This window comes from Enterobacter sp. BIGb0383, assembly GCF_003751845.1.
In the GTDB taxonomy this organism is placed as follows: Bacteria; Pseudomonadota; Gammaproteobacteria; order Enterobacterales; family Enterobacteriaceae; genus BIGb0383.
Genome location: NZ_RJKQ01000002.1, coordinates 919,536 through 945,564, shown reverse-complemented (window position 1 = coordinate 945,564; position 26,029 = coordinate 919,536). Strand labels below are relative to the sequence as shown.

Sequence of the window (26,029 nt, the reverse complement as noted above, 5' to 3'; positions counted from 1 at the left end):
GGGCGACAAGTACCCAGGATCGCCGGAAATAATTAAGAGGTCATGATGAGTACTGAAATCAAAACTCAGGTCGTGGTACTTGGGGCAGGCCCGGCAGGTTACTCTGCAGCCTTCCGTTGCGCTGACTTAGGTCTGGAGACCGTCATCGTAGAACGCTACAGCACCCTCGGTGGTGTTTGTCTGAACGTCGGCTGTATCCCTTCTAAAGCGCTGCTGCACGTTGCTAAAGTGATTGAAGAAGCTAAAGCGCTGGCTGAACACGGTATTGTTTTCGGTGAGCCGAAAACCGATATCGACAAAATTCGTACCTGGAAAGAAAAGGTTATCACGCAGCTGACTGGTGGTCTGGCCGGTATGGCGAAAGGCCGTAAGGTTAAAGTGGTTAACGGTCTGGGTAAATTTACCGGGGCGAACACCCTGGAAGTGGAAGGCGAAAACGGCAAAACCGTGATCAACTTCGACAACGCGATCATCGCAGCGGGCTCCCGTCCGATCGAACTGCCGTTTATTCCGCATGAAGATCCGCGCGTGTGGGATTCCACCGATGCGCTGGAGCTGAAATCCGTACCTAAGCGTCTGCTGGTTATGGGCGGCGGCATCATCGGTCTGGAAATGGCTACCGTGTACCATGCGCTGGGTTCAGAGATCGACGTGGTTGAAATGTTCGACCAGGTGATCCCGGCTGCTGACAAAGATATCGTTAAAGTCTTCACCAAACGCATCAGCAAGAAATTCAACCTGATGCTGGAAACCAAAGTGACCGCCGTTGAAGCAAAAGAAGACGGTATCTACGTTTCCATGGAAGGCAAAAAAGCGCCGGCAGAAGCACAGCGTTACGATGCGGTGCTGGTGGCTATCGGTCGTGTACCGAACGGTAAAAACCTCGACGCGGGCCAGGCTGGCGTGGAAGTGGACGACCGTGGCTTTATCCGCGTGGACAAACAGCTGCGCACTAACGTGCCGCACATCTTTGCTATCGGCGATATCGTCGGTCAGCCGATGCTGGCGCACAAAGGTGTTCACGAAGGTCACGTTGCCGCTGAAGTTATCGCCGGCATGAAGCACTACTTCGATCCGAAAGTGATTCCGTCAATTGCCTATACTGAGCCAGAAGTTGCCTGGGTAGGTCTGACCGAGAAAGAAGCGAAAGAAAAAGGCATCAGCTACGAAACCGCCACCTTCCCGTGGGCTGCTTCCGGCCGTGCTATCGCTTCTGACTGCGCAGACGGTATGACCAAACTGATCTTCGACAAAGAGACCCACCGTGTTATCGGCGGCGCGATTGTCGGCACCAACGGCGGCGAGCTGCTGGGTGAGATCGGTCTGGCAATTGAAATGGGCTGTGACGCTGAAGATATCGCGCTGACCATTCACGCGCACCCGACGCTGCACGAGTCCGTTGGTCTGGCAGCTGAAGTGTTCGAAGGTAGTATCACCGACCTGCCGAACCCGAAAGCGAAAAAGAAATAATTCGCCATAAATGAAATTAACGCCTCTTCGGAGGCGTTTTTTATATTCGCTAAAAAAATGAATTCTCTCAATATAACAACTGCTGTTTATAGTAGGTAATTTGTTGTTTTAATCGCCTCCTTTTTCCCCGATACTACTCGATACTCAATGATTGTATTTTTAATGATATACATCAGGGATGATGCGCAGCTAAAGGGATACAGGCAGCTTTTTATTTCTCTCCTGTCGACTTTTTTACCCCTTCTCTTTCATCGCATTATTTCTGCATGTCTTTCGCATTGTATTTTTTGGGATTTAAGTCGAATAAAAGGAAATAAAATGTCTTTTAAGAAATTGGCCGTTGTTAGCGTTATGTTGGCGACCTTTGTCCTTACCGGCTGTGGTGCGATGACCACCGCCATTAAAAAACGTAACCTCGAAGTCAAAACGCAGATGAGCCAGACTATCTGGCTGGAACCGTCTTCCGAAAAAACCATCTATATCCAGGTGAAAAACACCTCCGATAAAGATATGAGCAACCTGCAGACCCTGTTAGCGAATGAACTGACGGCGAAAGGCTTCAAAGTGACCAGCTCTCCGGATACGGCTCACTTCTGGGTTCAGGCTAACGTGCTGAAAGCGGACAAAATGGATCTGCGTCAGGCTCAGGGCTTCCTGAACAGCGGTTATGAAGGTGCCGTTGCCGGTGCCGCGCTGGGTGCAGGTATCACCGCCTATAACAGCAACTCTTCCGGTGCCGCACTGGGCGTGGGTCTGGCGGCTGGCCTGATCGGTATGGCTGCAGATGCGATGGTAGAAGATGTGAACTACACCATGGTAACCGACCTGCAGATCTCCGAGCGCAGCAAAGCGAAAGTGACCACCGATAACGTCGCCGCGCTGCGTCAGGGCACTTCCGGCTACAAGGTTCAGACCAGCACCGAGCAGGGCGACCGTGCGAAATATCAGACCCGCGTTGTTTCCAATGCCAACAAGGTTAACCTGAAATTCGAAGAAGCCAAACCGCAGCTTGAAGCGCATCTGGCGAAATCCGTGGCGAATATTTTCTAATCCCCCCGGACGTGAAAAAAGCGGCTGACTCAGCCGCTTTTTTTATTGCCGGATCCCGGCAAACCGCATTTTTGCAGTAAGGTGACGCATTCCCTCGACCATTATCGCGTTCTTAACGATTCAGCAAAAATATAATGTTGCTTTTTTGTAAACAGATTAACACCCCCTGAAAATCCTGCTATGCTGCCCGACGCGGTACCGGCATTTACCCTACAAACTGCTGTCTCACAGGAGTGTGAAGATTTCGCCAGGTTACACAACATCATTCAGGATGCACACCCAACGCAAAGGCACCTGAAAGAAGTGTTTGCCGCATTATGACAATGAGAGCGAGGAGAACCGTCGTGCTAGAAGAATACCGTAAGCACGTAGCCGAACGTGCCGCTGAGGGAATTGTTGCTAAACCTTTAGATGCCACCCAGATGGCTGCACTTGTCGAGCTGCTGAAGACCCCGCCTGCGGGCGAAGAAGAATTCCTGTCCGATCTACTGATTAATCGTGTTCCACCTGGTGTTGATGAAGCGGCTTATGTGAAAGCCGGTTTCCTGGCCGCCATTGTCAAAGGCGAAGCCTCTTCCCCTCTGGTGACCCCGGAAAAAGCCATTGAGCTGCTTGGCACCATGCAGGGCGGTTACAACATTAACCCCCTGATTGACGCGCTGGACAACGATAAGCTGGCGCCGATTGCCGCCAAAGCCCTGTCCCATACCCTGCTGATGTTCGATAACTTCTACGACGTGGAAGAGAAAGCCAAAGCTGGTAATGAATACGCGAAGCAGGTGATGCAGTCCTGGGCGGACGCCGAGTGGTTCCTGAGCCGTCCTTCTCTGGCGGAAAAAATCACCGTGACCGTGTTTAAAGTCACCGGCGAAACCAACACCGATGACCTTTCTCCGGCACCGGATGCCTGGTCCCGCCCGGATATCCCGCTGCACGCCCTGGCGATGCTGAAAAACGCCCGTGAAGGCATTGAGCCGGATCAGCCTGGCGCCGTCGGCCCAATCAAACAGATCGAAGCCCTGCAGGCGAAAGGTTTCCCGCTGGCCTACGTCGGTGACGTTGTGGGTACCGGTTCTTCGCGTAAATCTGCTACCAACTCGGTGCTGTGGTTTATGGGCGACGATATCCCGTTCGTGCCGAACAAGCGCGGCGGTGGCCTGGTGCTGGGCGGCAAAATTGCGCCAATCTTCTTTAACACCATGGAAGATGCCGGTGCGCTGCCGATTGAAGTGGACGTTAACGACCTGAATATGGGCGACGTAATTGACGTTTACCCGTTCAAAGGTGAAGTCCGCAATCACGAAACCGGCGAACTGCTGGCCAGCTTCGAACTGAAAACCGACGTGCTGATCGACGAAGTGCGTGCCGGTGGCCGTATCCCGCTGATTATCGGCCGTGGGCTGACCACAAGGGCGCGTGAAGCCCTTGGTCTGCCGCACAGCGACGTCTTCCGTCAGGCGAAAGACGTGGCGGAAAGCAGCCGTGGCTTCTCGCTGGCACAGAAAATGGTCGGTCGCGCCTGCGGCGTTGCCGGTATCCGTCCGGGCCAGTACTGCGAACCGAAAATGACCTCCGTCGGGTCTCAGGACACCACCGGGCCGATGACCCGCGATGAGCTGAAAGACCTGGCCTGTCTGGGCTTCTCGACCGACCTGGTGATGCAGTCCTTCTGCCACACTGCGGCCTATCCGAAGCCGGTCGACGTGACCACACACCACACGCTGCCTGACTTTATTATGAACCGCGGCGGCGTCTCTCTGCGTCCGGGCGATGGCGTAATCCACTCCTGGCTGAACCGCATGCTGCTGCCGGATACCGTGGGCACCGGCGGTGACTCCCATACCCGTTTCCCGATCGGTATCTCCTTCCCGGCAGGTTCTGGTCTGGTGGCGTTTGCCGCTGCGACCGGCGTAATGCCGCTGGATATGCCGGAATCGGTGCTGGTGCGCTTTAAAGGCAAAATGGAGCCGGGTATCACCCTGCGTGACCTGGTTCATGCCATCCCGCTGTACGCGATCAAACAGGGTCTGCTGACCGTTGAGAAGAAAGGTAAGAAAAACATCTTCTCCGGCCGTATCCTGGAAATCGAAGGTCTGCCGGATCTGAAAGTTGAGCAGGCGTTTGAGCTGACCGATGCCTCGGCAGAGCGTTCCGCAGCTGGCTGTACCATCAAGCTGAACCAGGAACCTATCGTTGAGTACCTGACCTCCAACATCGTGCTGCTGAAGTGGATGATTGCCGAAGGCTATGGCGACCGTCGTACGCTGGAGCGTCGCGTTGAAGGGATGGAAAAATGGCTGGCGGATCCGCAGCTGATGGAAGCCGATGCCGATGCGGAGTACGCGGCGGTGATCGACATCGATCTGAGCGAAATCAAAGAGCCGATCCTTTGTGCGCCGAACGATCCGGACGATGCGCGTCTGCTGTCTGACGTTCAGGGCGATAAGATCGATGAGGTCTTTATCGGTTCCTGTATGACTAACATCGGCCACTTCCGCGCCGCCGGTAAGCTGCTGGATACCCATAAAGGCCAGCTGCCGACTCGTCTGTGGGTGGCACCGCCAACCCGTATGGATGCGGCACAGCTGACGGAAGAGGGCTACTACAGCGTCTTTGGTAAGAGCGGGGCGCGTATTGAGATCCCGGGCTGCTCCCTGTGTATGGGTAACCAGGCGCGCGTGGCGGACGGCTCAACCGTGGTGTCGACCTCAACGCGTAACTTCCCGAACCGCCTCGGTACCGGCGCGAACGTCTATCTGGCTTCTGCGGAGCTGGCGGCGGTTGCGGCGCTGATCGGCAAACTGCCGACGCCGGAAGAGTATCAGACCTTTATTGCGCAGGTGGATAAGACCGCGGTGGATACCTACCGCTATCTGAACTTCGATCAGCTCTCTCAGTACACCGAGAAAGCCGACGGGGTTATCTTCCAGACCGCAGTCTAAGCGTCACAAATACGGCCTGCCGGTTATCCGCCAGGCCGTATCTTTATTGCTCTTCAGCAAGAAACAGTTCAAGCAACGAATTTAAGAACAGCTTACCGTGCTCGGTAATCTGCCACTCCAGTGCCGTTTCCGTCAGATACCCTTTTGCCAGCGCTTCGTCAATTTGCGGGCGGATCACGCTCTCATTCAGCCCGGTATAGCGGCTAAATTCTTCGCGCGGCGCGGCTTCCAGCAGGCGGAAGCGGTTCATAAAGAACTCGAATGGCTTATCCTCTGCGGCGACCTCATGCTGCTTATCGAGGTATTTACCCTGCATATAGCCACGCGGATGGCGGGTTTTGGCGGTACGCAGGATCTGCCCGTCCGCCAGCGTTACCTTGCCGTGTGCGCCACAGCCGATGCCCAGGTAGTCGCCGAAACGCCAGTAGTTGAGGTTGTGCTGACACTGGTAGCCCGGCTTCGCGTAGGCGGAGGTTTCGTACTGCTGATAGCCTGCGGCGCTCAGAAGCTGATGTCCCTGTTCGAAAATATCCCACAGGGCATCGTCGTCCGGCAGAACCGGCGGACGTGAGCCAAAGAGGGTATTGGGTTCGATGGTCAACTGATACCAGGAGAGATGCGGCGGATTCAGGGCGATGGCCTGACGTAAATCGTCCAGCGCCTCCTCCAGCGTCTGGTCCGGCAGGCCGTGCATCAAATCGAGGTTAAAGCTGCGCAGGCCAAGGCCGCTGGCCAGATTTGCCGCCCGCTTTGCCTCTTCAGCGCCGTGGATACGCCCCAGACGCTGCAGTTTGGGTTCGCTAAAGCTCTGCACGCCGATAGAGATACGGTTGACTCCGGCGCGCTGGTACTCGACAAAGCGGTCGGCCTCCACGGTGCCGGGATTTGCCTCCATGGTGATCTCCGCATCGTCAGCCAGAGTCAGACGCGCACGCACGCCGTCGAGCAGGGTCTGCATGGCCGGACCGGAGAGCAGGCTCGGCGTGCCGCCGCCGATAAAAATCGTTTTTACTTCGCGGCCCTGAGCCCAGGGCGCGTCGTTATCCAGATCGCTCAGCAGATGCTGAACGTAGTCGTCATGCGGGACTTCGCCCTTGAGCGCGTGCGAGTTGAAATCGCAGTAGGGGCACTTCTGCACGCACCAGGGGATATGAATATAGAGACTTAAAGGTGGCAAATTAGCCATTACGCAGGGCTTCCAGTAACAGTTTCAGCGCCTGGCCGCGATGGGAGATCGCAATCTTCTCCTCGCGGGTCAGCTCTGCGGCAGTTTTGCCCTCTGACGGCACAAAGAAAATCGGATCGTAGCCAAAGCCACCTTCACCTGCAGCCGCACGGGTAATTACGCCCGGCCAGCTGCCGTGGCACACCAGCGGGGTCGGATCTTCCGCATGACGCAGATAGACCAGCACGCAGTGGAACTGCGCCTGACGCTGGCCGTCCGGCACGTTTTCCAGGGCGTCGAGCAGCTTCAGCAGGTTCTTCTGGTCACTGGCATCCACGCCCGCGTAGCGGGCGGAGTAGATCCCCGGCGCGCCGCCGAGAAAATCCACTGCCAGACCGGAGTCGTCGGCGATGGCGGGCAGGCCGGTAATGTGCGCCGCGTGGCGCGCTTTAAGGATGGCGTTCTCAATAAAGGTCAGGCCGGTCTCTTCGGCCGACTCCACGCCAAGCTCGGTCTGGGCAACAATATCCAGACCGAAATCGCTCAGCAGCGTGGCAAGCTCACGCACTTTACCGGCATTGCCGGTTGCGAGGACAACTTTTTGCATGGGAAATCCTAATTTGTCAGTGCCGCGACGCCCTGAGGGATCTGCTGCGGATGAATGATTTTTACCTGCTTGTGGCGGCCCAGTTCGCCTTTTTCAAGGATCACCTGACTCTTCGCCACGCGGAACTGCTTTGCCAGATATTTAACCAGATGCGCATTGGCCTGGCCGTCCACCGGAGGCGCGGTGATGGCGACTTTTAGCTCGTCGCCATGTAAACCTACAATGCTGTCGCGGCTGGCCTTCGGCTGAATATACAGCCGAAGCACCAGCCCGTCAGTTAAGACGTCGACGGCACTCATGTCGCCATCCACAGTCCCAGAAGCAGAGGACTACCGGTGCTCTGCAGCAGCTCGGCTACGCCCATATTGATAACGTACAGCAGCAGCACGAGGATCATCGGGGAAAAGTCGATGCCACCCATCGCAGGCAGCAGGCTGCGGATTGGGCGCAGCAGCGGCTCGGTCAGCTGACGCAGGGCAAACTCAACCGGGCTGCGGCCCTGGCTGACCCAGCTCATAATCGCCATCACCAGCAGGACCCAGAAAATCATCATGCCGAGGGTTTTCAGCATCACCAGAAGGGCGGCAATCCAGATCACCGGCTGAAGGGTAATGACCATCAGGAGCACGATAACTTTAATCAGGCTCAGGACAAAGGCGACCAGCAGCGAGGAGGTATCCAGCCCGCCGATGGAGGGGATCACCCGGCGCAGCGGGCCGACAATCGGCTGAGTGGCTTTCACCACAAACTGGGCAAACGGGTTGTAAAAATCACAGCGGGCCCACTGCATCCAGACGCGTAGCAACAGCACCATCGTGTACAGCTGAATGGCCGTTGAAAGCAGGAAAGTCAACGTGTTCATGGCGTTCCTCAATATTCCTTAATTTTTTGTGTAATCACGCGTACCAAAAATGGCGGTGCCGATGCGTACCATAGTGCTGCCTGCCGCAATCGCGGCGGACATATCATCTGACATGCCCAACGACAGGGTATCCACCGTCGGGTAAATCGTTTTTAGCTGCGCAAATGCTACTGCCATTTGCTGTGCGACGGCAATCTGCCGTGCATATTCCGCTTCCGGCGCCGGGATCGCCATCAGCCCGCGCAGGGTAATACCCGGCAGCTGTGCTACCTCAGCGGCCAGCGCGTCCAGCTCAGGCAGAGCAATCCCTGACTTGCTGTTCTCATCGCTGATATTGATTTGAATCAGAACGTTAAGCGGCGGCAGATGGGCCGGTCGCTGCTCGCTGAGTCGGCTGGCGATGCGCAGCCGGTCCACTGTATGGCACCAGTCAAAATGCTCCGCCACCAGACGGCTTTTGTTGGACTGCAACGGGCCAATAAAGTGCCATTCCAGCCCGTTAAAACCACGCTCGCGGAAGTGAAGGATCTTCTCCACGCCTTCCTGAACGTAATTTTCCCCGAAGGCACGCTGCCCGGCGGCAACGGCTTGTTCGACGGCGCTCGCAGGCTTGGTTTTGCTGACTGCAAGCAGAATAACTTCTTCTGGAGTACGACCGCACTGTACAGAAGCGGCTGAGATTTTATCCCTGACCTGTGCCAGGTTATGCGCAATGTCGTTCATGTTTCCCGGATGGTTCTATGAATATGCAAGAAATCGTCGCCCTTAGTGTAAAGCATAACGTCTCGGATCTACACCTGTGCAATGGTCGTGCGCCGCGCTGGCGACGCTGCGGCAGGCTCGAACCTGCGCCTTTTCCTGCGCCGGATGTCGATGCGCTGCTTCAGGAGTGGCTGACGGCGGAGCAGCTGGCCTGCTGGCGTCGGCAGGGGCAGACCGATTTTGCGGTGGCGCTGAGCGATAATAAACGGCTGCGCGCCAGCGCGTTTACCCATCAGAGCGGCGTCTCGCTGGCGCTGCGCCTGTTGCCGGATGCCTGTCCGCAGCTCGCGGAGCTGGGCGTGCCGCCCGCGCTGGCAAATCTGCTGCATGAAGAGAACGGCCTGCTGCTGGTGACCGGGGCGACGGGCAGCGGCAAGTCCACGACCCTGGCGGCGATGGTGGACTACCTCAATCAGCATCTCGACGGCCATATTCTGACTCTCGAAGATCCGGTCGAGTTTATCCATCGCAGCGGGCGCTGCCTGATCCAGCAGCGGGAGGTTGGCCAGCACTGCCTCTCCTTTGCCGACGCCCTGCGGGCGGCGCTGCGTGAAGATCCGGACGCTATTCTGATCGGCGAGCTGCGCGATAGCGAAACGATCCGTCTGGCGCTGACCGCCGCCGAAACCGGGCATCTGGTGCTGGCGACCCTGCATACCCGTGGCGCGGCGCAGGCGGTGGAGCGGCTGGTGGATGCCTTCCCGGCCAATGAAAAGGATCAAATGCGCAGCCAGCTGGCCGGAAGCCTGTGCGCGGTGCTGGCGCAAAAGCTGCTGCCGGATAAACAGCAGGGCAGGGTCGGACTGTTCGAGCTGCTGGTCAATACCCCGGCGGTGGCGAACCTGATCCGCGAGGGTAAAACCCACCAGCTTCCCGGCATTATGCAGACCGGGCAGCAGGCGGGTATGCAGACCTTCAGCCAGAGCTACCAGCAGCGAGTGGCTGCTGGCAGGCTGTAGTGGCTAGCGTACGTTGAGGGAATAAACCGCCGGCAGTGCCCCTGCGGTGGCAACAATCTCCAGACGGATTTCCCGTGCGTTCAGGGGCGTGTCAAAGCGGTGGTGGCACAGAGAGTGGTGGTTGTGGGTCACCTCCGCCACCAGGGTATCATCCGCCCACAGGCGGTAGTGGGTGATGCAGTGCGGCGTGACGGGCGCGTGGTGGCCCATCTGCACGGTTTCCATCGCGTTGTCGAAGTCGTTGTCCTGCAGCAGCGTCAGGGCGCTAATACGCTGCGGTTCAGGCCAGCGCCAGCGGACCACTGGTGCAGTATCGTCTGCTGCCGGAACCCAGGCGTTGGTTTGCTGCTCCGGGCGGAGGCGGCCGTTAAGCAGGTTCTCAGCGCCGTAGCAGCGCAGGAGCGTACCGAAACGCATGGCGGGCATTATCTGGTTCGGGTGGCGGCGGGGCAGCCAGAAGTCGAACTCATCCACGCCGTAGTCGCCGTCCGCCTGCTGGCGGGTATGTTTGGCCACCCGCGCATTAAGGCTGTTGAACACGGTCATGATACCGACCGGTGCGCTACGGGTCAGCGCAATACTGACGCCTTCGCAGGCGTCAAACGCGACAAAGACGTACTGGTCCCGGTCGCTGCGCCAGTTGAAATCGCAGGTATACTCGCCCTCGTCCGCGATTCGGATCTGGCTGCGTGCGTGCGTTTCCTCGGGCGTAAAGTTGCCGGGTTTCAGGCTGCCGAGCAGGGTCAGCGTCAGCGTTTGCGGGCTGTCGCTGCGCAGGCGGAAGGTCAGGGCGGGCAGGGTTTCTCCGGCTTTGACCGGCAGCAGAATAGCCATGCGTTCGGCAAGCGGATACCACTCGCCGCTGGCGGGCAGTTCCTGAAGCTCAAGCTCGCTGCTGGCGGAAACCCTGGCGCTGCGTGCCGGGTCATCGAGCCACTGGCGCGGAATATAGCAGCCGCTGGCCTGCAGATGCTGCTGCAGAGCACCCACGCGATCGGGGCTTGCCAGCTCATGCGGCGTTAGCGTTTGCCGGTGGCAGAGGGTGGCTGCCCGGCCCACCACTTCGCCAAGCAGGCCGCAGGTGCACATCACCCTGGCGCTGCCGAAGGCAACGTGGGAGGCGGAAATCAGGCGTCCGGTCAGGAACAGATTGTCCAGGGATCGGCTGTAGAGGCTGCGCAGGGGGATGGTGTAGGTGCCTTTACTGTGGAACTGTCGGCAGCCGTCGTGGGTGCTGTAAACCCCGTCCGCCGGATGCAGGTCGATGGACCAGCCGCCATAGGCGACGGCGTCGTAGTGGTCCCGCTGCTCGATGATATCCTGCTGGCACAGCAGATGGTCGCCAACGAAGCGGCGGCTTTCGCGCTTGCCGGGAATGGCACCGACCCACTCGATGGTCATATTCTCCGCTTCGGGAAACTCGCCGGAGTTTTTGATGTAATCCCAGACGCCCCAGACGATGCGCCACAGCTCCCACTTGATCGTTTCGCTCTCGTACACCGTATCCAGACGGCCGCCCCATTCCAGCCACCATAGATCGCAGCCGTTCAGCGTCGAGGTCAGCCGCTTATAGCGCGGGATCGCGGTAATATCATCGAGGGCGAACGAGGGCGGAACAAAGTTAACCGGGCCATCGGTGCGTTTGGTATAGAAGTAGATCGAGTGCCCCAGCTTATGGCCGAAGTTGTCGCCGGGCGCCATTTTTTCGCCCAGCTCGTCGGCCGCTTCCGCGCCTTCACGGAACTCTGCCCCGGCCAGATACCCGAGCACGCCGTCGCCGGTGGCGTCGCAGAACTGCGTCCCGCTGACCTGATAGAAGGTTTCGTTAATCGGATTAAAGGCCTGCAGCCCGGTGATGCGTGAACCTTCGCGATCCACGGCGTAGACGGCGGTATTGAGCAGCAACGTTAACCCCGGCTGGCTTTTGGCCAGGTCCAGCAGGACCAGGTCAAACATCACCGGGTTGCCCTCTTTATTGCGCCACAGATTCTCTTCGAGGATCTCGCCCATAATGCCGCCTTCGCGGGCCCAGCGGTTGTTGTTACCCATATGTGAAGTCGCACCGTTGGCCCACAGCCTGACTTCGCTGGAGGCGTTACCGCCGAGCACCGGCCGGTCCTGAATCAGCACCACCGCCAGCCCGTCTCGTGCGGCGGCGAGCGCCGCACAGAGCCCTGCCAGCCCGCCGCCGGCAACGATCAGATCTGCCGTCAGGGACTGCACGGGAAAGGTTCTGCTGTCGGTCTGGCTAAAAATTTTCATAACCTTGTATCCTTCTGTACTGGCGGTAGAATCGGTGCTTCGTTGAGCCTGAATCGGACTAAAGCCGCTATGTCATCACAACCCAATCAAAGCCTGATCGACGGTATTCGCTGTCTGCAGTATCTGGTCTCCAGCGGCCGCGCTATCGGCTGTCGCGAGCTGGCTCGCCTGATGGGTATCAACACCACCCGCGTTAACCGCCTCCTGATGACCATGGCCTCTATCGGCCTGACGATGCAGGACGAGCAGCGTCGTTATTTGCCGGGGCCGGGCATTCACGCCCTCGCCGCGCAGTCCATTCGCGGCTCGGCGCTCTTCTCCCAGGCACTGCCTCTGCTGGAACGCCACGCCCCGAAAGATATCGTGGTGGCGATGGGCGTTCTCTGGGAAGACCAGGTCATTTATATCTGGCACTCCGCACCCGGTACGCAGATGAGCCAGGCCCTGGCCGGTTTTCATATGCTGCCTGCCTGGCAGTCGGTGATCGGTATGGCCCTGCTGGCGGCGGAAAGCGACGAGGATCTGATGGCACGCTTTACGCCAGAGCAGTGGCAGCAGCTGGGGCCTCATATTCACCAGCAGCGGGAACAGGGCTACGTGGTCTGGCACCATGACGACGGTGAAGTCTCGATGGCTCAGCCGCTGGGGGCTCACTCTGCGGCACTGGCCTTTGCCGGTATGTGGCAGGTCGATGAGGCCCGGATCCGTTCCCGGCGCGATGAGCTCCAGCTTCTTGCCGGGCTGTTAACCCGAAAATCCTGATCTGTCTTTATGTTTCTTTTATAGAAACAATATGCGGCTGGCAAATAGTCGTAGCGGAAAGTGTGAGCGGGATCGAGAGGAGAGGCTGCGGCGTCAGAAACGCCGCATGCCGGAGTAACGGGTAAAAAGAGGGGAAGGGCTAGCTGCCGTGCTGGTCGAAGTAGCTTTCCAGAATAATCACCGCCGATGCGGAGTCGACGCTGCCTTTGTTCAGGGCGCGGAAGCCGCCGTGCTCGAACAGACCGGCGCGGGCTTCAACGGTGCTCAGACGCTCATCGTGCAGCAGCACTTTTGCGCCAAAACGGCCGTGGATCTTATTCGCAAAGTTGCGTGCCCTGGCGGTCAGCGGCTGTTCGGTGCCGTCCATATTCAGCGGCAGGCCGACAATCACCGCGTCGGGCTGCCACTCTTTGAGCAGGCGAGCAATCAGGTTCCAGTCCGGCGTGCCGTCCTGGGCTTTGAGCGCCGTGAGCGGGCGGGCGGTGCCGGTAATGGTTTGACCGATAGCGACGCCGATGCTTTTAGTGCCGAAATCGAAGGCCAGTAAGGTTCCGCTCATTATGCGTGCCCCGCTACGCCGGGCATGGTCTGAATATCGATGCCGATTAGCTTCGCCGCGTCGCGCCAGCGGTCGGCGATGGGGGTTTTGAACAGAATGTTGAGATCTGCCGGGGCCGTTAGCCAGGCGTTATCGAGGATCTCCTGCTCAAGCTGTCCCTTCTCCCAGGAGGCGTAGCCGAGCGTCACCAGGACTTCGCTGGGCTGTTCACTGGTGCCGAGGGTTTCCAGCACGTCACGGGAGGTGGTGATGATGGTGTTATCGGAGATGCGGATGCTCGATGAAAAGGACGCGGGCGGGGTGTGCAGGATAAACCCGCGATCTTCCGCCAGTGGGCCACCCAGCATAACTGGTTTATCGAGACGCACCGCCGGATCGCGCGGTTCAGGCACGATCTTCAGTTTCTCCAGAATGCCTTCGACCTTCAGATTTTCCAGCGGCTTATTGATGATAATCCCCATCGCACCCTGATCGTTGTATTCGCAGATATAGACCACGGCACGGCGGAAAATCGGGTCCTGGAGTGTGGGCATGGCAATCAGAAAGTGATGCTGTAAATTCATTGGCAGAGGTTCTGTCCTGGTTCAAAAAATAAACGAATCCCAGTATGCGGGTAAAGTTGTACGCTGTCACTCATAGCGGGTTCCCTCCCGCTATCCCGTGATTATTTTGCGAGGCGTTTCTCTATCGCGTCCATCAGCATACCGGTGATAGACACCGGGAATTCGGCTTCGATCTCGCGGATGCAGGTCGGGCTGGTGACGTTAATCTCGGTCAGGCGGTCGCCGATAATATCGAGGCCCACAAAGATCAGCCCTTTCGCTTTCAGCGTCGGTCCAACGCGGCGGGCAATCTCCCAGTCGCTTTCGCTCAGCGGACGTGGTTCACCCCGGCCACCGGCCGCCAGGTTACCGCGGGTTTCGCCGCCCTGCGGAATACGCGCCAGGCAGTAAGGCACCGGCTCGCCGTCGACGACCAGCACGCGCTTATCACCGTCTTTAATGGCCGGAAGGTAGTTCTGCGCCATACAGTAGCGGTTACCCAGCTCGGTCAGGGTTTCCGCAATCACGCCCAGGTTAGGGTCGCCCTGCTTAACGCGGAAGATAGACGTGCCGCCCATGCCGTCCAGCGGCTTGAGGATGATATCCCCGTGCTTCTCCCAGAAGGCTTTCAGCTGTGACTTATTGCGGGTGACCAGCGTCTCCGGCGTCAGTTCGGCGAACCAGGCGGTAAACAGCTTCTCGTTACAGTCACGCAGGCTCTGCGGCTTGTTAACGATCAGGGTGCCTTTCTCTTCCGCACGCTCAAGGATATAGGTCGCGTAGATAAATTCGGTATCAAACGGCGGATCTTTACGCATCAGAATCACGTCGAGGTCGGCCAGAGGCAGGTCCTGTTCGCTGCCGAACTGGTACCAGCTGTCATAGTTCTGCTCAACGTTGACCAGACGGGTACGGGCGCGGGCTTCACCGTTGATCAGGTATAGATCGGCCATCTCCATATAGTGCAATTCATAGCCGCGACGCTGGGCTTCCAGCAGCATGGCAAAACTGGAGTCTTTCTTGATGTTGATGCTTGCGATGGGGTCCATCACGATGCCGAGCTTAATCATTGTTCTTTATCTCCATAAAAATGAGCTATATGGCGTTATCGTTGCAGGCAGTCTGTTCCCGGTCAGCGCACAGCACCCGGAGCGTACAAAAGTACGTGAGGATGCGAGCACTGAGCGGGGGCAGAATGGCAAATAAGGTAGCCATATGCCCTTTTTTTATCCCAGATCGCCAAAGCGCACTTGTAGTGCGGTAATGGCGGTGAGCGCAGTAGTCTCAGTGCGCAGAACGCGAGGTCCCAGCAGAATATCAGTAAAGTCGTAGCGTGCGGTCATGGCGATTTCATCGGCTGACAGGCCGCCTTCCGGGCCGATCAGCAGCCGCACGCGCTCAACCGGCAGCGGCAGCGTGTTGATGCTGGCGCTGGCACGCGGGTGCAGGTTCAGCTTCAGACCGTTTTCCTGCTCGGCGCACCAGGCTTCGAGATCCATCGCCGGGCGAATTTCCGGTACCCGGTTGCGACCGCACTGCTCGCAGGCGGCGATGGCGATCTTCTGCCACTGCTGGAGCTTCTTATTCAGACGCTCAGGATCCAGTTTAACGCCGCAGCGCTCAGAAAAAAGTGGCGTAATGAGGCTTACACCCAGCTCAATCGATTTCTGGATGGTGAATTCCATCTTCTCCCCGCGGGACATCACCTGTCCCAGGTGGATATGCAGAGGAGATTCGCGATCGTCCAGCTCGCCGCGCAGGATGCTGACCCGGACGCTTTTTTTATCGGCGTGGACAATTTCTGCCTCGAAGACCTGATTGCTGCCGTCAAACAGCTGAAGAGCCTGGCCCGCGCCCATGCGCAGCACGCGGCCAATATGGTTAGCCGCGTCGTCGTCCAGCGCAATCTGGCTACCTGCGGTCAGCGTCTCGGGGTGATAAATGCGGGGAATACGCATAGTCTGAAATTCCGTTTGTCGGGTGCAGCGTACCGCACCCTCTGAATCAATAATTGTCGCTAGTGTAGGTTAGCTCTTTTGCGCCAGGCAAGCGCGCTGCACATAAGGGTTGTGATTCCCCTGAACCTTCGCGATGCGGATATCGCGCTGGCACTCCCAGCGGCTCACCGGATACTGCTTATCCCAGGCGTTAAACAGCTGGGTCTGCTGACGGGAGAGGGTCAGCTGATACTGGTCGCGCATATAGAAATACGTTCGGGCGATAGCACCGCGTGCACGAACCGGTGGCTCGGCCACCTTGCCTTTAAAATCGACCTTCATGGCGCACTGGCCGTACTGGCCTTCGCCGCCGTTCCACTGACCGTACATAAAGTTAGCGCGATCCCCGTTCACTTCTCCGACCGCCGGCTGCAGATTATGCATATCGCTTTCAATCTTGCGGTAAACCGGGTCGCGGGAACAGTTTTTGCGACCGCCATCCTGCCAGCACTGACGCTGGTGGCCAAACTGCCAGGCGGGCACCACGTGCTCCCATTCGATGCGGCTGGCGCGGTTCTCGTTCTTGCGCACCTTATAGCCACAGGACGCCAGGTCCACGACGCCTTTTTTACCCTGCCAGTTGATTTTGCACCCGCAGTAGAAATCACCGGGGGCGTCGGCATTGACCTTTACCCCGGCGGCTTTGGCCTGGGAAAAACTGTTGATACCGTCGGCCAGCGCGTAGCCTGAGAAGGCCGCGGCAATGATTGCCACGGCAAAAGAAAGTTTACGGGACATCAGGAACTCCGTTTCAAAGCGAGTTCGCAACTTAGCGAAGGAGCTATCCCGATGCAATCAGTATGAGCAGAAATATTCCAGCAAGGCGCGTGAATCAGGTCTCGGCGACCAGCGGCTCGCCGCAGCGAATACAGCGATAAACGGCTTCGTTGCGCAGCACGCGGTTATGGCGGCGAATGGTCAGCTGGTGCTGCTGGCACTTACAGCGGTAGGGGAAGGTGTTGCTGCGCACCGAGTCCAGCTCAAACTGGTGGGTACGGCGGGCGGGGATGCCGAAGACGCTCTCCATCATCCATTTCCACTCGCGGCCGTGAGGCGCGACGCGGCCAAAGCGTTTCCAGACCAGCAGATGCGCCAGCTCGTGGGGAACGACCTCGTCGACAAACGCCTGCAGGTTTTCCGTCAGCAGTACCGGGTTAAGGCGGATTTCGTACTTTTCCAGCCAGGCGGTTCCGGCGGCGGTGCCCCGCTGCTGATAGACCACTTTCGGCAGCGGATAGTCGGCGGCCAGTTTTTCGTTGGCCTGCTCCAGCCTCTCGCGCAGGGCGCGCATAACGGCTTGTTGGACGGCAACGGGAAGACGAAGGGTTTTCATAGGCGCAAAGCATAGAATTTGCGCCACGACGGCGCAAGGGGAAAGCGTCCTCCCGATGGGGAGGACGCGGGAAGGTTAGTCGCGAGCGCCGATATGACGCAGCGAGCGGCCCTTCATCAGATTACGTTCGATATGTTCCAGCGAGACGTGCTTGGTTTCAGGAACCAGCCAAAGTGTCAGAACAATAAAGAATGCGTTCAGGCCTGCATACACCCAGAAGGTGTTGGCATTGCCGAGCGTATTCAGCATCGTCAGGAAGGTTGCACCGACGATCATATTGGCGATCCAGTTGGTGGCCGTCGAACAGGTGATCCCGAAGTCGCGGCCTTTCAGCGGCTGAATTTCAGAGCAGAGTACCCAGATCAGCGGACCGGCGCTCATGGCGAAGCCGACGATAAACATCAGCAGCATGGCCACGGCGAAGTACTGTGCCGTCGCTGAACTGATACCGATATGCATCATCGTCCCGAGAATGCCCATTCCCGACGCCATCACCAGGAAGCCGAGGATCAGGGTCGGCCTGCGTCCCCAGCGATCCACCAGTCCGATAGCGATAAAGGTCGCCAGCACGTTGGTCAGGCCAACGATCACGGTGCCCCACATCTGCTCGGTGGTGTTGCTGTAGCCCGCCATCTCGAAGATTTTCGGCGCGTAGTACATGATCACGTTCATCCCGGTGAACTGCTGCATGACCTGCAGGAGCACGCCGAGGAAAACCGCCCGACGGAAGTTGCTGTTGTCTTTAAACAGCGCCCAGCCGGACTGTTTGATCTTCAGGCTTTCGCGGATCTCTTCCAGCTCGTTTTTGGCCTCGGCGCTGGTATCGCGCAGGCGCAGCAGGACCCGCTCCGCATCATTGAAGCGGCGTCTGGAGGCAAACCAGCGCGGACTGTCCGGAAGGAAGATCACGCCAATCAGCAGCAGAACCGCCGGAATAATGATCACGCCCAGCATCCAGCGCCATGCTCCGCTATAGCTGAAGGCGGTATCCGACAGATAGGCACCGAGGATACCGATGGTGATCATCAGCTGATACATCGAAATCATACTGCCGCGAATTTTTTCCGGGGCGATCTCGGAGAGATAAAGCGGCGCGGTGTAGGAGGCAACGCCCACCGCCAGGCCCAGCAGCACGCGGGAGAGGATCAGCACTTCGACGTTTGGCGCGGCGGCAGAGAAGAGGGAGCCGATAACAAACAGGATGGCGCCGATCATCAGGCTTTTTTTACGCCCGAGGCGATACGACAGCCAGCCGCTGCCGACGGCACCGACGGCGGCACCAAACATCATGGAGCTGACCACCCACTCCTGGGTGTGGGCGCTAATCTGGAATTCGTCGGTGATAAAGGGCAGGGCACCCGCGATCACGCCAATATCAAGGCCGAAAAGGAGTCCCGCCAGCGCGGCGAGAAAGCAGACAAAGAAGGTCATTGTCTTGTTGGAATATCCCTGTTTTTTAGTGTCAGGCATGCTGCCCTCCATTGGATTATGAGTCTTATCAATGTAAAGGGTAGGTTAGCGGCGGGTGAAAATATGTGAGATAAATCACATTGGTGTAATCGGTTACATATTGATGGTGTTTTTATTTTTGTTAAGTATCAAATATATCAGTAAATTACTGTCGGTTAATTGTATTTGTCTGTAGGCATTATCAGACAAAACCTAAGATATTTGTAACAGAAGAGTCATTGAAACAAGCGAGGTGTTTTTTGAGTCTTGCGGTGTAGGTGTAATCGCTTCCACTGTCGAGCTGAAAACAAAAAGGCCAGCACGAGGCTGGCCTTTAAGACGATGATGCGGGTCGATTATTTCAGACCGGCAGCCTCGCGCAGCTGTGCGGCTTTGTCGGTTTTTTCCCACGGGAAATGTTCGCGACCAAAGTGGCCGTAAGCGGCGGTTTCTTTGTAGATCGGGTGCAGCAGATCCAGCATCTGGATCAGGCCGTACGGACGCAGGTCGAAGAATTCGCGCACCAGCAGGGTCAGCTGCTCGCTCGGCACTTTCTCGGTACCGAAGGTTTCCACCATGATGGAGGTCGGTTCTGCCACGCCGATAGCGTAGGAGACCTGAATTTCACAGCGGTCGGCCAGGCCTGCGGCAACGATGTTTTTCGCCACATAGCGCGCCGCGTAGGCTGCAGAACGGTCAACCTTAGACGGATCCTTACCGGAGAACGCACCGCCACCGTGACGGGCCATGCCGCCGTAGGTATCCACGATGATTTTACGGCCGGTCAGACCACAGTCACCCATCGGTCCGCCGATAACAAAACGGCCGGTTGGGTTGATAAAGAATTTGGTGGAGGCGTTCAGCCACTCAGCCGGCAACGTCGGCTTGATGATCTCTTCCATCACTGCTTCCTGCAGGGATTTCTGATCGATGTCTTCGGAGTGCTGAGTAGAAAGCACAACCGCATCGATACCAACGACTTTGCCGTCGTCGTACTGGAAGGTCACCTGGCTTTTTGCATCCGGACGCAGCCACGGCAGGCTGCCGTTTTTACGCACTTCGGCCTGACGCTGCACCAGACGGTGTGCGTAGGTGATCGGTGCCGGCATCAGCACGTCGGTTTCGTTAGTGGCATAGCCAAACATCAGGCCCTGATCGCCCGCACCCTGTTCCAGCGGATCGGCGCGATCCACGCCCTGGTTGATATCCGGGGACTGTTTACCGATGGCGCTCAGTACCGCACAGGAGTTCGCATCGAAGCCCATGTCAGAGTGAACGTAGCCGATTTCACGGACGGTATTACGGGTGATCTCTTCGATATCAACCCAGGCGCTGGTGGTGATCTCACCGCCCACTAATACCATGCCGGTTTTAACGTAGGTTTCACATGCCACACGCGCTTTCGGATCCTGTTCGAGGATCGCATCCAGCACGGCGTCAGAGATTTGGTCAGCGATTTTGTCAGGATGTCCTTCTGATACGGACTCGGACGTAAAGAGGTGTTTAGCCATGTTTTGTTTCACCTAATAAGCATTCGTATAGCTCAGTCTGCTGGACAAGTGTGTCAGCTGAGAAGTTTCTGCTGAAGTTGCAGGTAAGTATCACCAGCAGTCTGAGTGTTAATCGGTATAGATGGATTAACATCTGGACGGCTATTTTAGGTCACATCTTAATCTCATTGCCAGCGTTTTTTGATGCAGGTCGCATTCATACAAAAGGGTAAGGGAAATATCATTTTTTAACGCGAGGAGAAGGGCTGGTTTTGTTTGCATTTCACCCCCTTTGACGGTATAAAACGCCGCGCGCTGCCCCATAAGACAACGCGTACGATAACGTCCTTCCCAGGAAGAGTTTTAGCATGTCGCAAGTCGTAAGGCTGGCGTGGAGGTGGTACAAGATAATGAACCGTTGTTTGCCGCTGATTCCGTCATGCCGTCCTGGCATCTATTTGTCCCCCGCACTCCGCATCGCTCTTTTGCATACCTGCCGATGTTATACCCATCTCGGCGCTTCTCAGGATTCCAGAGCCGGTCAGGCCCTGTAACAACTGAACAAGGGCGCTCTTGCACAGGCAAGAGTTTTCTCGTGGTTTCGCCGAACCGTCATCTATCGTTCGGTTACGTGTTTTACAATGCTATGAAAAAGAAACCGGTCGCACAGTCGGCGTGTCAGTACTATGTGCTGGAAACACCGGCCGTTTATGGGTTGTTATCGCAACGTTACGCTGCGATAGTGGTCAACTGTCCTATACCCGTCGTCTTTCGCGCGGCAGCTGCGTTAGCTGTCCTCGCTCACCCCGGTCACGTACTCTGTGTACGCTCCCGGGGACTCGCTGCGTTGCTGCCTTTCTGCCGCACGAAAGCCATAGGGTATATACTTTTTAGACAATTTGAGGTTCGCTATGTCTGACGACATGTCTTCATTTTCGCCTTCGTCAGCAGGCGAACAGCGTGTACTACGTTCCATGCAGGAGGTTGCGATGAGCTCCGACGAGGCCAGCAAGATGCTACGTACTTACAATATTGCCTGGTGGGGTAATAACTACTACGACGTGAACGAACTGGGCCATATTAGCGTATGCCCGGATCCGGACGTTCCAGAGGCTCGCGTCGATCTGGCGAAGCTGGTTAAGGCCCGTGAAGCACAGGGTCAGCGCCTGCCCGCGCTGTTCTGCTTCCCGCAGATCCTGCAGCATCGCCTGCGCTCCATTAATGCCGCCTTTAAGCGCGCACGGGAGTCCTACGGTTATAACGGCGACTACTTCCTGGTCTACCCGATCAAGGTTAACCAGCATCGTCGCGTCATCGAATCCCTGATCCACTCCGGCGAACCGCTGGGGCTGGAAGCCGGTTCCAAAGCCGAACTAATGGCGGTACTGGCCCACGCCGGGATGACCCGCAGCGTGATCGTCTGTAACGGCTATAAAGACCGCGAGTATATTCGTCTGGCGCTGATCGGCGAAAAGATGGGCCACAAAGTTTATCTGGTCATCGAGAAGATGTCGGAAGTGGCTATCGTGCTGGAAGAAGCCGAGCGTCTCAACGTGATCCCGCGTCTTGGCGTGCGTGCGCGTCTGGCTTCCCAGGGTTCCGGTAAGTGGCAGTCCTCCGGCGGTGAAAAATCCAAATTCGGTCTGGCGGCAACCCAGGTACTGCAGCTGGTAGAAATTCTCCGCGAGCGCGGCCGTCTGGACAGCATCCAGCTGCTGCATTTCCACCTCGGTTCGCAGATGGCGAACATTCGCGATATCGCCACCGGCGTGCGTGAATCGGCGCGCTTCTACGTTGAGCTGCACAAACTGGGCGTTAACATCCAGTGCTTCGACGTGGGCGGCGGCCTCGGCGTGGACTATGAAGGTACCCGTTCCCAGTCCGACTGTTCGGTGAACTACGGCCTGAACGAATATGCCAATAACATTATCTGGGCTATCGGCGACGCCTGCGAAGAGCACGGCCTGCCACACCCGACGGTGATCACCGAATCTGGTCGTGCGGTAACCGCACACCATACGGTGCTGGTCTCCAATATTATCGGCGTGGAACGTAACGAATATACCCAGCCAGTTGCACCGGCAGAGGATGCGGCGCGAGCGCTGCAAAGCCTGTGGGAAACCTGGCAGGAGATGCACGAGACGGGCAACCGCCGCTCTCTGCGCGAATGGCTGCACGACAGCCAGATGGATCTGCATGATATTCATGTCGGCTATTCATCGGGCACCTTCAGCCTGCAGGAGCGTGCGTGGGCGGAACAGCTCTATCTGAGCATGTGCCACGAAGTGCAGAAACAGCTCGACCCGAGCAACCGTGCTCACCGGCCGATTATCGACGAGCTGCAGGAGCGTATGGCTGATAAGATTTACGTCAACTTCTCCCTGTTCCAGTCAATGCCGGACGCCTGGGGTATCGATCAGCTGTTCCCGGTGATGCCGCTGGAAGGGCTGAACCACGCCCCGGAACGCCGTGCGGTGCTGCTGGATATCACCTGTGACTCCGACGGTGCTATCGACCACTACGTTGACGGCGACGGTATTGCCACCACCATGCCAATGCCGGAGTACGACCCGGAGAACCCGCCGCTGCTGGGCTTCTTTATGGTCGGTGCCTATCAGGAAATTCTGGGCAACATGCACAACCTGTTCGGTGATACCGAAGCGGTGGACGTGTTTGTCTTCCCTGACGGCAACGTGGAAGTGGAGCTCTCCGACGAGGGTGATACGGTCGCGGATATGCTGGAATACGTTCAGCTCGATCCGAAAACCCTGCTGACGCATTTCCGCGATCAGGTGAAACGCACCGGCCTTGACGATGTGCTGCAGCAGCAGTTCCTCGAAGAGTTCGAGGCGGGCCTCTATGGTTACACCTATCTTGAAGATGAGTAATTAGGGTTATTCCTCTTAAGGGCCGATTTATTTTTATAAATCGGCCTTTTTTATGGATATCTTTTTGAAAAGCGCCCGCGCCGCTTTTTTTCTGACCTGTACGCTATACAATCATCGGTTGAATAACTCCATGCAGATCAAAGGAAAGGGAATGAAAGGATTTAAGGTAAATGGCTTATTGGTTGCCGGGCTGCTGCTGTTAAGCGGCTGTAGTACCCTGCATCACTACGATAGCTCTCCGGCGCCGGTTGTCGGTACCGCCTGGGGCGAGGACGTCAGCTCAGCGGTAAAAGAAGTCTACGCCGAGCGTGAGACGCGGGACCCGACAGAAGTCATCGTCATTAATTACTCGGCGAAATATCCGGCGGGTAATGACAGGGTCTATAGCATTCGCAACGGCGATCTCGAATATGCTATTCGCGATGCCAACTTTAACTCTCTCCCGCTTTTTTCCCGCTATAACCGGGGCGGCGCTGAGCAGCAATATTCTGTTCAGGCCAGAGTCGGCATGAAATACCAGCTGTACGTGCGTAACTACAGCCGCGATACCAACTACGAGATCGTCGCCACGGTGGATGGCCTGGACGTACTGAACGGTCAACCCGGCTCTTTGAACAATAGCGGCTATATTGTTAATGCAGGGACGTCGCTCTCTGTCCAGGGTTTCAGGAAGGACCGGAATACGGAAGCGGCGTTTACCTTTGCGGAGGTGAAAGCCTCCTACGCGGCGAACTCGGCGCAGGGCGATATCCGTAACGTCGGGGTCATTGGCTTCGCGGCCTTTGAGCTGAAGGGCAAGGCGAAAACCAGCCTGCCGCCATGCTCGGCGCAGGCCTTCCCGGGAGATAACAACGGCTATGCGCCGCCGCCCTGCCGGAAGTAAATGCCTCGCTTGAAGCCGGGGAAGTTTACGGCGATAATCAGGCGAATCAGGTAACACGCAAATCAATCCCTTCCTCGTCGGGTTTAACGACGCGGAGGGGATTTTTTTTATATTGACGTTAAAAGAGGTCAAAACATGAGCACCTTAGGTCATCAGTACGATAACTCTCTGGTATCTAACGCTTTCGGTTTTTTACGCCTGCCGATGAACTTCCAGCCATACGACAGCGATGCCGACTGGGTTATTACCGGCGTGCCGTTTGATATGGCGACCTCCGGTCGCGCTGGTGGCCGTCACGGTCCGGCGGCGATCCGTCAGGTGTCCACCAATCTGGCCTGGGAGCATAACCGCTTCCCGTGGAACTTCGACATGCGCGAACGCCTGAACGTGGTGGACTGCGGCGATCTGGTGTACGCCTTTGGCGACGCACGCGAAATGAGCGAAAAGCTGCAGGCCCACGCGGAAAAACTGCTGGCGGCCGGTAAGCGTATGCTCTCCTTCGGCGGCGACCACTTCGTGACTCTGCCGCTGCTGCGCGCCCACGCGAAGCACTTCGGTAAAATGGCGCTGGTGCACTTCGATGCGCACACCGACACTTACTCTAACGGCTGCGAATTCGATCACGGCACCATGTTCTACACCGCGCCGAAAGAAGGCTTAATCGATCCGCACCATTCGGTGCAGATCGGGATCCGTACCGAGTTTGATAAAGACAACGGCTTTACCGTGCTCGACGCCTGCCAGGTGAACGACCGCAGCGTGGACGATATTCTGGCTCAGGTGAAGCAGATTGTTGGCGATATGCCGGTGTACCTGACCTTCGATATCGACTGTCTGGATCCGGCCTATGCGCCGGGGACCGGTACGCCGGTGATCGGCGGCCTGACCTCGGACCGCGCCATTAAGCTGGTTCGTGGCCTGAAGGATCTGAATATCGTCGGGATGGACCTGGTGGAAGTGGCTCCGGCGTACGACCAGTCCGAAATTACCGCACTGGCGGCGGCGACGCTGGCTCTGGAAATGCTTTATATTCAGGCCGCAAAGAAGGGCGAGTAAACTGTCAACGCCAGTAACGGAAACGCTACTGGCGCGGCTGATTATTTAATCCCGTCTGCCGCCATCCGATCCCGGATATGCTGGGCGCGGGCGGCGGAAGCCGGATGGTCGTCAAACATTGAGCTTTGACGACCATCTTCCAGTTTCGCCAGTTTCTCAAAGCTGGTGGCAAGACCGGCCGGGTTGATATTGCGTTTGCGCAACAGGTCGTAAGAGTAGTCATCCGCCTCGGCTTCCTGACGCTGGGAGAACTGCGAGTTCACCAGCTTTTCGCCGAGATCGCCGATCTGCGACTGGGACAGGTTGCCCAGCACGCCACCTGCCGATGCCGCCGCAATTCGCACGGCGTTGGTGCCCATCGCCACCTGCATCCCTTTCTTAACGTGGCCCAGCGCGACGTGTCCCATTTCGTGGCCGAGAACGGCTTCGACCTCATTATCCGTCATCATATCCATCAGCCCGCTGTAGACGCGGATACAGCCGTTGGCCATCGCGAAGGCGTTAACGTCTTTGGCCTGATAAACCTTGTAGTTCGCCGGCTGGCCGTTGATATCGTTACCCAGCGCCGCGGAGATTTTGCTCAGTCGTTTGGCGTAGTCGCTTCCGGCAGGGGCGATAGTGGCCTTGCTGTCCATCTCCGCACAGGCTTTATCACTCAGGGTCTGTACCTGCTCGTCGCTCAGGGAAAAGGCCTGATAAGCACCCGCGCCGGAGCTGAGCAGGCCGTTGGAATCCATGTTCTGGCAGCCGGCCAGTAGCGTTGTCATACCGAGGGCCAACAGGAGGGGGCGTATCTTCATCATTGTTATCTTCCGCAAGGGGTTAGTCAGCTTTTACAGATGAGTATAAAGAAAGAATGGACGGGCGGGCGAGGAGATTGCGCAACGCCTGAATGCGTTCCAGAGATTTCTTAAGAGCCGCAAGGATGCTCCATGTACATGACCTGCCGCTTGGGTTACATTGTTGTCACTTTTTTCCGGCACAGACCAAA

General features: G+C 57.4%; 23 protein-coding genes and 1 pseudogene. 9 read left to right on the top strand and 15 right to left on the bottom strand.

Going from position 1 to position 26,029, the window contains the following annotated elements; translation table 11 throughout:
• Nucleotides 1-45: 45 nt before the first annotated feature.
• The 3 genes from lpdA (at nucleotide 46) to acnB (ending at nucleotide 5,462) form a co-directional block, all read left to right on the top strand.
• A complete protein-coding gene (gene lpdA / locus EDF81_RS12815; protein ID WP_123349056.1) occupies nucleotides 46-1,470 on the top strand; it encodes a dihydrolipoyl dehydrogenase in 1,425 nt (474 codons plus the stop codon).
• A gap of 318 nt (nucleotides 1,471-1,788) precedes the next feature.
• Nucleotides 1,789-2,520 (top strand): complement resistance protein TraT, encoded by a 732-nt coding sequence (gene traT / locus EDF81_RS12810; RefSeq protein WP_123348501.1) that lies wholly within the window; start codon nucleotides 1,789-1,791, stop codon nucleotides 2,518-2,520.
• A gap of 344 nt (nucleotides 2,521-2,864) precedes the next feature.
• Nucleotides 2,865-5,462, top strand: a complete 2,598-nt coding sequence (acnB, locus tag EDF81_RS12805) for a bifunctional aconitate hydratase 2/2-methylisocitrate dehydratase (RefSeq protein WP_123348500.1) — start codon at nucleotides 2,865-2,867, stop codon at nucleotides 5,460-5,462.
• Nucleotides 5,463-5,505: 43 nt separating this feature from the next.
• Here the strand turns inward: acnB and hemW are convergent, their stop codons facing one another.
• From hemW to EDF81_RS12780, 5 genes are read right to left on the bottom strand one after another with little or no spacing between them, the layout of a single operon-like run.
• The gene (gene hemW / locus EDF81_RS12800) at nucleotides 5,506-6,648 is read right to left on the bottom strand and encodes a radical SAM family heme chaperone HemW (RefSeq protein WP_123348499.1); all 1,143 of its coding nucleotides are present in this window, start codon (nucleotides 6,646-6,648) and stop codon (nucleotides 5,506-5,508) included.
• Nucleotides 6,641-7,234 (bottom strand): RdgB/HAM1 family non-canonical purine NTP pyrophosphatase, encoded by a 594-nt coding sequence (gene rdgB, locus EDF81_RS12795; RefSeq protein WP_123348498.1) that lies wholly within the window; start codon nucleotides 7,232-7,234, stop codon nucleotides 6,641-6,643. Before rdgB ends, hemW begins: the two co-directional genes overlap by 8 nt.
• Nucleotides 7,235-7,242: 8 nt before the next feature.
• On the bottom strand, nucleotides 7,243-7,533 hold the full coding sequence (gene yggU / locus EDF81_RS12790; RefSeq protein ID WP_123348497.1) for a DUF167 family protein YggU: 291 nt from the start codon (nucleotides 7,531-7,533) through the stop codon (nucleotides 7,243-7,245).
• Complete coding sequence (locus tag EDF81_RS12785; protein WP_123348496.1) at nucleotides 7,530-8,096, bottom strand: YggT family protein; 567 nt, start codon at nucleotides 8,094-8,096, stop codon at nucleotides 7,530-7,532. The genes yggU and EDF81_RS12785 overlap by 4 nt, the downstream gene beginning before the upstream one ends.
• An 18-nt stretch (nucleotides 8,097-8,114) precedes the next feature.
• Nucleotides 8,115-8,819 carry a YggS family pyridoxal phosphate-dependent enzyme gene (locus EDF81_RS12780; RefSeq protein WP_123348495.1) on the bottom strand — a complete coding sequence of 235 codons (705 nt, stop codon included), beginning with the start codon at nucleotides 8,817-8,819 and terminating at the stop codon, nucleotides 8,115-8,117.
• A gap of 17 nt (nucleotides 8,820-8,836) precedes the next feature.
• On the opposite strand from EDF81_RS12780, the gene EDF81_RS12775 reads away from it, so the two are divergent.
• On the top strand, nucleotides 8,837-9,817 hold the full coding sequence (locus tag EDF81_RS12775) for a type IV pilus twitching motility protein PilT (RefSeq protein ID WP_123348494.1): 981 nt from the start codon (nucleotides 8,837-8,839) through the stop codon (nucleotides 9,815-9,817).
• Nucleotides 9,818-9,820: 3 nt separating this feature from the next.
• Here EDF81_RS12775 and EDF81_RS12770 read toward each other — a convergent pair whose 3' ends face one another.
• Nucleotides 9,821-12,079, bottom strand: a complete 2,259-nt coding sequence (locus EDF81_RS12770; protein ID WP_123348493.1) for an FAD-dependent oxidoreductase — start codon at nucleotides 12,077-12,079, stop codon at nucleotides 9,821-9,823.
• Nucleotides 12,080-12,148: 69 nt separating this feature from the next.
• On the opposite strand from EDF81_RS12770, the gene EDF81_RS12765 reads away from it, so the two are divergent.
• Nucleotides 12,149-12,841, top strand: a complete 693-nt coding sequence (locus EDF81_RS12765; protein WP_123348492.1) for an IclR family transcriptional regulator — start codon at nucleotides 12,149-12,151, stop codon at nucleotides 12,839-12,841.
• 139 nt (nucleotides 12,842-12,980) lie between these two features.
• On the opposite strand, the gene ruvX is transcribed toward EDF81_RS12765, so the two are convergent.
• The 8 genes from ruvX to metK form a co-directional block, all read right to left on the bottom strand.
• Nucleotides 12,981-13,400 (bottom strand): Holliday junction resolvase RuvX, encoded by a 420-nt coding sequence (ruvX, locus tag EDF81_RS12760; protein ID WP_123348491.1) that lies wholly within the window; start codon nucleotides 13,398-13,400, stop codon nucleotides 12,981-12,983.
• Nucleotides 13,400-13,963: a YqgE/AlgH family protein gene (locus EDF81_RS12755; protein WP_123348490.1), complete on the bottom strand. Its 564-nt coding sequence runs from the start codon at nucleotides 13,961-13,963 to the stop codon at nucleotides 13,400-13,402. Before EDF81_RS12755 ends, ruvX begins: the two co-directional genes overlap by 1 nt.
• A gap of 101 nt (nucleotides 13,964-14,064) precedes the next feature.
• Entirely contained in the window at nucleotides 14,065-15,012 is a 948-nt protein-coding gene (gshB, locus tag EDF81_RS12750; RefSeq protein ID WP_123348489.1) for a glutathione synthase, read from the bottom strand.
• A 156-nt stretch (nucleotides 15,013-15,168) separates the two neighbouring features.
• Nucleotides 15,169-15,900 carry a 16S rRNA (uracil(1498)-N(3))-methyltransferase gene (gene rsmE, locus EDF81_RS12745; RefSeq protein ID WP_123348488.1) on the bottom strand — a complete coding sequence of 244 codons (732 nt, stop codon included), beginning with the start codon at nucleotides 15,898-15,900 and terminating at the stop codon, nucleotides 15,169-15,171.
• Between the two features lie 69 nt (nucleotides 15,901-15,969).
• Nucleotides 15,970-16,677, bottom strand: a complete 708-nt coding sequence (gene endA, locus EDF81_RS12740) for a deoxyribonuclease I (protein ID WP_123348487.1) — start codon at nucleotides 16,675-16,677, stop codon at nucleotides 15,970-15,972.
• 94 nt (nucleotides 16,678-16,771) lie between these two features.
• A complete protein-coding gene (locus tag EDF81_RS12735; RefSeq protein WP_123348486.1) occupies nucleotides 16,772-17,272 on the bottom strand; it encodes a SprT family zinc-dependent metalloprotease in 501 nt (166 codons plus the stop codon).
• Between the two features lie 75 nt (nucleotides 17,273-17,347).
• Nucleotides 17,348-18,742, bottom strand: coding sequence for a sugar porter family MFS transporter (locus tag EDF81_RS12730; protein ID WP_123348485.1), 1,395 nt, complete (start codon nucleotides 18,740-18,742; stop codon nucleotides 17,348-17,350).
• 335 nt (nucleotides 18,743-19,077) lie between these two features.
• A complete protein-coding gene (gene metK / locus EDF81_RS12725) occupies nucleotides 19,078-20,232 on the bottom strand; it encodes a methionine adenosyltransferase (protein WP_123348484.1) in 1,155 nt (384 codons plus the stop codon).
• A gap of 625 nt (nucleotides 20,233-20,857) precedes the next feature.
• Between metK and yqgB the strand changes: the two are divergent.
• The 4 genes and pseudogenes from yqgB to speB form a co-directional block, all read left to right on the top strand.
• Nucleotides 20,858-20,965, top strand: a pseudogene (gene yqgB / locus EDF81_RS24260) (acid stress response protein YqgB); the annotation flags it as partial.
• Between the two features lie 157 nt (nucleotides 20,966-21,122).
• The gene (gene speA, locus EDF81_RS12710; RefSeq protein WP_123348483.1) at nucleotides 21,123-23,099 is read left to right on the top strand and encodes a biosynthetic arginine decarboxylase; all 1,977 of its coding nucleotides are present in this window, start codon (nucleotides 21,123-21,125) and stop codon (nucleotides 23,097-23,099) included.
• A 151-nt stretch (nucleotides 23,100-23,250) separates the two neighbouring features.
• Entirely contained in the window at nucleotides 23,251-23,982 is a 732-nt protein-coding gene (locus EDF81_RS12705; protein ID WP_123348482.1) for a hypothetical protein, read from the top strand.
• Between the two features lie 135 nt (nucleotides 23,983-24,117).
• Complete coding sequence (gene speB / locus EDF81_RS12700) at nucleotides 24,118-25,038, top strand: agmatinase (protein WP_123348481.1); 921 nt, start codon at nucleotides 24,118-24,120, stop codon at nucleotides 25,036-25,038.
• Between the two features lie 41 nt (nucleotides 25,039-25,079).
• Here the strand turns inward: speB and EDF81_RS12695 are convergent, their stop codons facing one another.
• Nucleotides 25,080-25,838 carry a M48 family metallopeptidase gene (locus EDF81_RS12695; RefSeq protein ID WP_123349053.1) on the bottom strand — a complete coding sequence of 253 codons (759 nt, stop codon included), beginning with the start codon at nucleotides 25,836-25,838 and terminating at the stop codon, nucleotides 25,080-25,082.
• Nucleotides 25,839-26,029 lie beyond the last annotated feature (191 nt).

What these genes read in the sequence shown, in the direction of transcription:
- lpdA (WP_123349056.1), top strand. Translation starts at nt 46, where the DNA reads ATGAGTACTGAAATCAAAACTCAGGTCGTGGTACTTGGGGCAGGCCCG.
- traT (WP_123348501.1), top strand. Translation starts at nt 1,789, where the DNA reads ATGTCTTTTAAGAAATTGGCCGTTGTTAGCGTTATGTTGGCGACCTTT.
- hemW (WP_123348499.1), bottom strand. Translation starts at nt 6,648, where the DNA reads ATGGCTAATTTGCCACCTTTAAGTCTCTATATTCATATCCCCTGGTGC.
- rdgB (WP_123348498.1), bottom strand. Translation starts at nt 7,234, where the DNA reads ATGCAAAAAGTTGTCCTCGCAACCGGCAATGCCGGTAAAGTGCGTGAG.
- yggU (WP_123348497.1), bottom strand. Translation starts at nt 7,533, where the DNA reads ATGAGTGCCGTCGACGTCTTAACTGACGGGCTGGTGCTTCGGCTGTAT.
- EDF81_RS12785 (WP_123348496.1), bottom strand. Translation starts at nt 8,096, where the DNA reads ATGAACACGTTGACTTTCCTGCTTTCAACGGCCATTCAGCTGTACACG.
- EDF81_RS12780 (WP_123348495.1), bottom strand. Translation starts at nt 8,819, where the DNA reads ATGAACGACATTGCGCATAACCTGGCACAGGTCAGGGATAAAATCTCA.
- EDF81_RS12775 (WP_123348494.1), top strand. Translation starts at nt 8,837, where the DNA reads ATGAATATGCAAGAAATCGTCGCCCTTAGTGTAAAGCATAACGTCTCG.
- EDF81_RS12770 (WP_123348493.1), bottom strand. Translation starts at nt 12,079, where the DNA reads ATGAAAATTTTTAGCCAGACCGACAGCAGAACCTTTCCCGTGCAGTCC.
- EDF81_RS12765 (WP_123348492.1), top strand. Translation starts at nt 12,149, where the DNA reads ATGTCATCACAACCCAATCAAAGCCTGATCGACGGTATTCGCTGTCTG.
- ruvX (WP_123348491.1), bottom strand. Translation starts at nt 13,400, where the DNA reads ATGAGCGGAACCTTACTGGCCTTCGATTTCGGCACTAAAAGCATCGGC.
- EDF81_RS12755 (WP_123348490.1), bottom strand. Translation starts at nt 13,963, where the DNA reads ATGAATTTACAGCATCACTTTCTGATTGCCATGCCCACACTCCAGGAC.
- gshB (WP_123348489.1), bottom strand. Translation starts at nt 15,012, where the DNA reads ATGATTAAGCTCGGCATCGTGATGGACCCCATCGCAAGCATCAACATC.
- rsmE (WP_123348488.1), bottom strand. Translation starts at nt 15,900, where the DNA reads ATGCGTATTCCCCGCATTTATCACCCCGAGACGCTGACCGCAGGTAGC.
- endA (WP_123348487.1), bottom strand. Translation starts at nt 16,677, where the DNA reads ATGTCCCGTAAACTTTCTTTTGCCGTGGCAATCATTGCCGCGGCCTTC.
- EDF81_RS12735 (WP_123348486.1), bottom strand. Translation starts at nt 17,272, where the DNA reads ATGAAAACCCTTCGTCTTCCCGTTGCCGTCCAACAAGCCGTTATGCGC.
- EDF81_RS12730 (WP_123348485.1), bottom strand. Translation starts at nt 18,742, where the DNA reads ATGCCTGACACTAAAAAACAGGGATATTCCAACAAGACAATGACCTTC.
- metK (WP_123348484.1), bottom strand. Translation starts at nt 20,232, where the DNA reads ATGGCTAAACACCTCTTTACGTCCGAGTCCGTATCAGAAGGACATCCT.
- speA (WP_123348483.1), top strand. Translation starts at nt 21,123, where the DNA reads ATGTCTGACGACATGTCTTCATTTTCGCCTTCGTCAGCAGGCGAACAG.
- EDF81_RS12705 (WP_123348482.1), top strand. Translation starts at nt 23,251, where the DNA reads ATGAAAGGATTTAAGGTAAATGGCTTATTGGTTGCCGGGCTGCTGCTG.
- speB (WP_123348481.1), top strand. Translation starts at nt 24,118, where the DNA reads ATGAGCACCTTAGGTCATCAGTACGATAACTCTCTGGTATCTAACGCT.
- EDF81_RS12695 (WP_123349053.1), bottom strand. Translation starts at nt 25,838, where the DNA reads ATGAAGATACGCCCCCTCCTGTTGGCCCTCGGTATGACAACGCTACTG.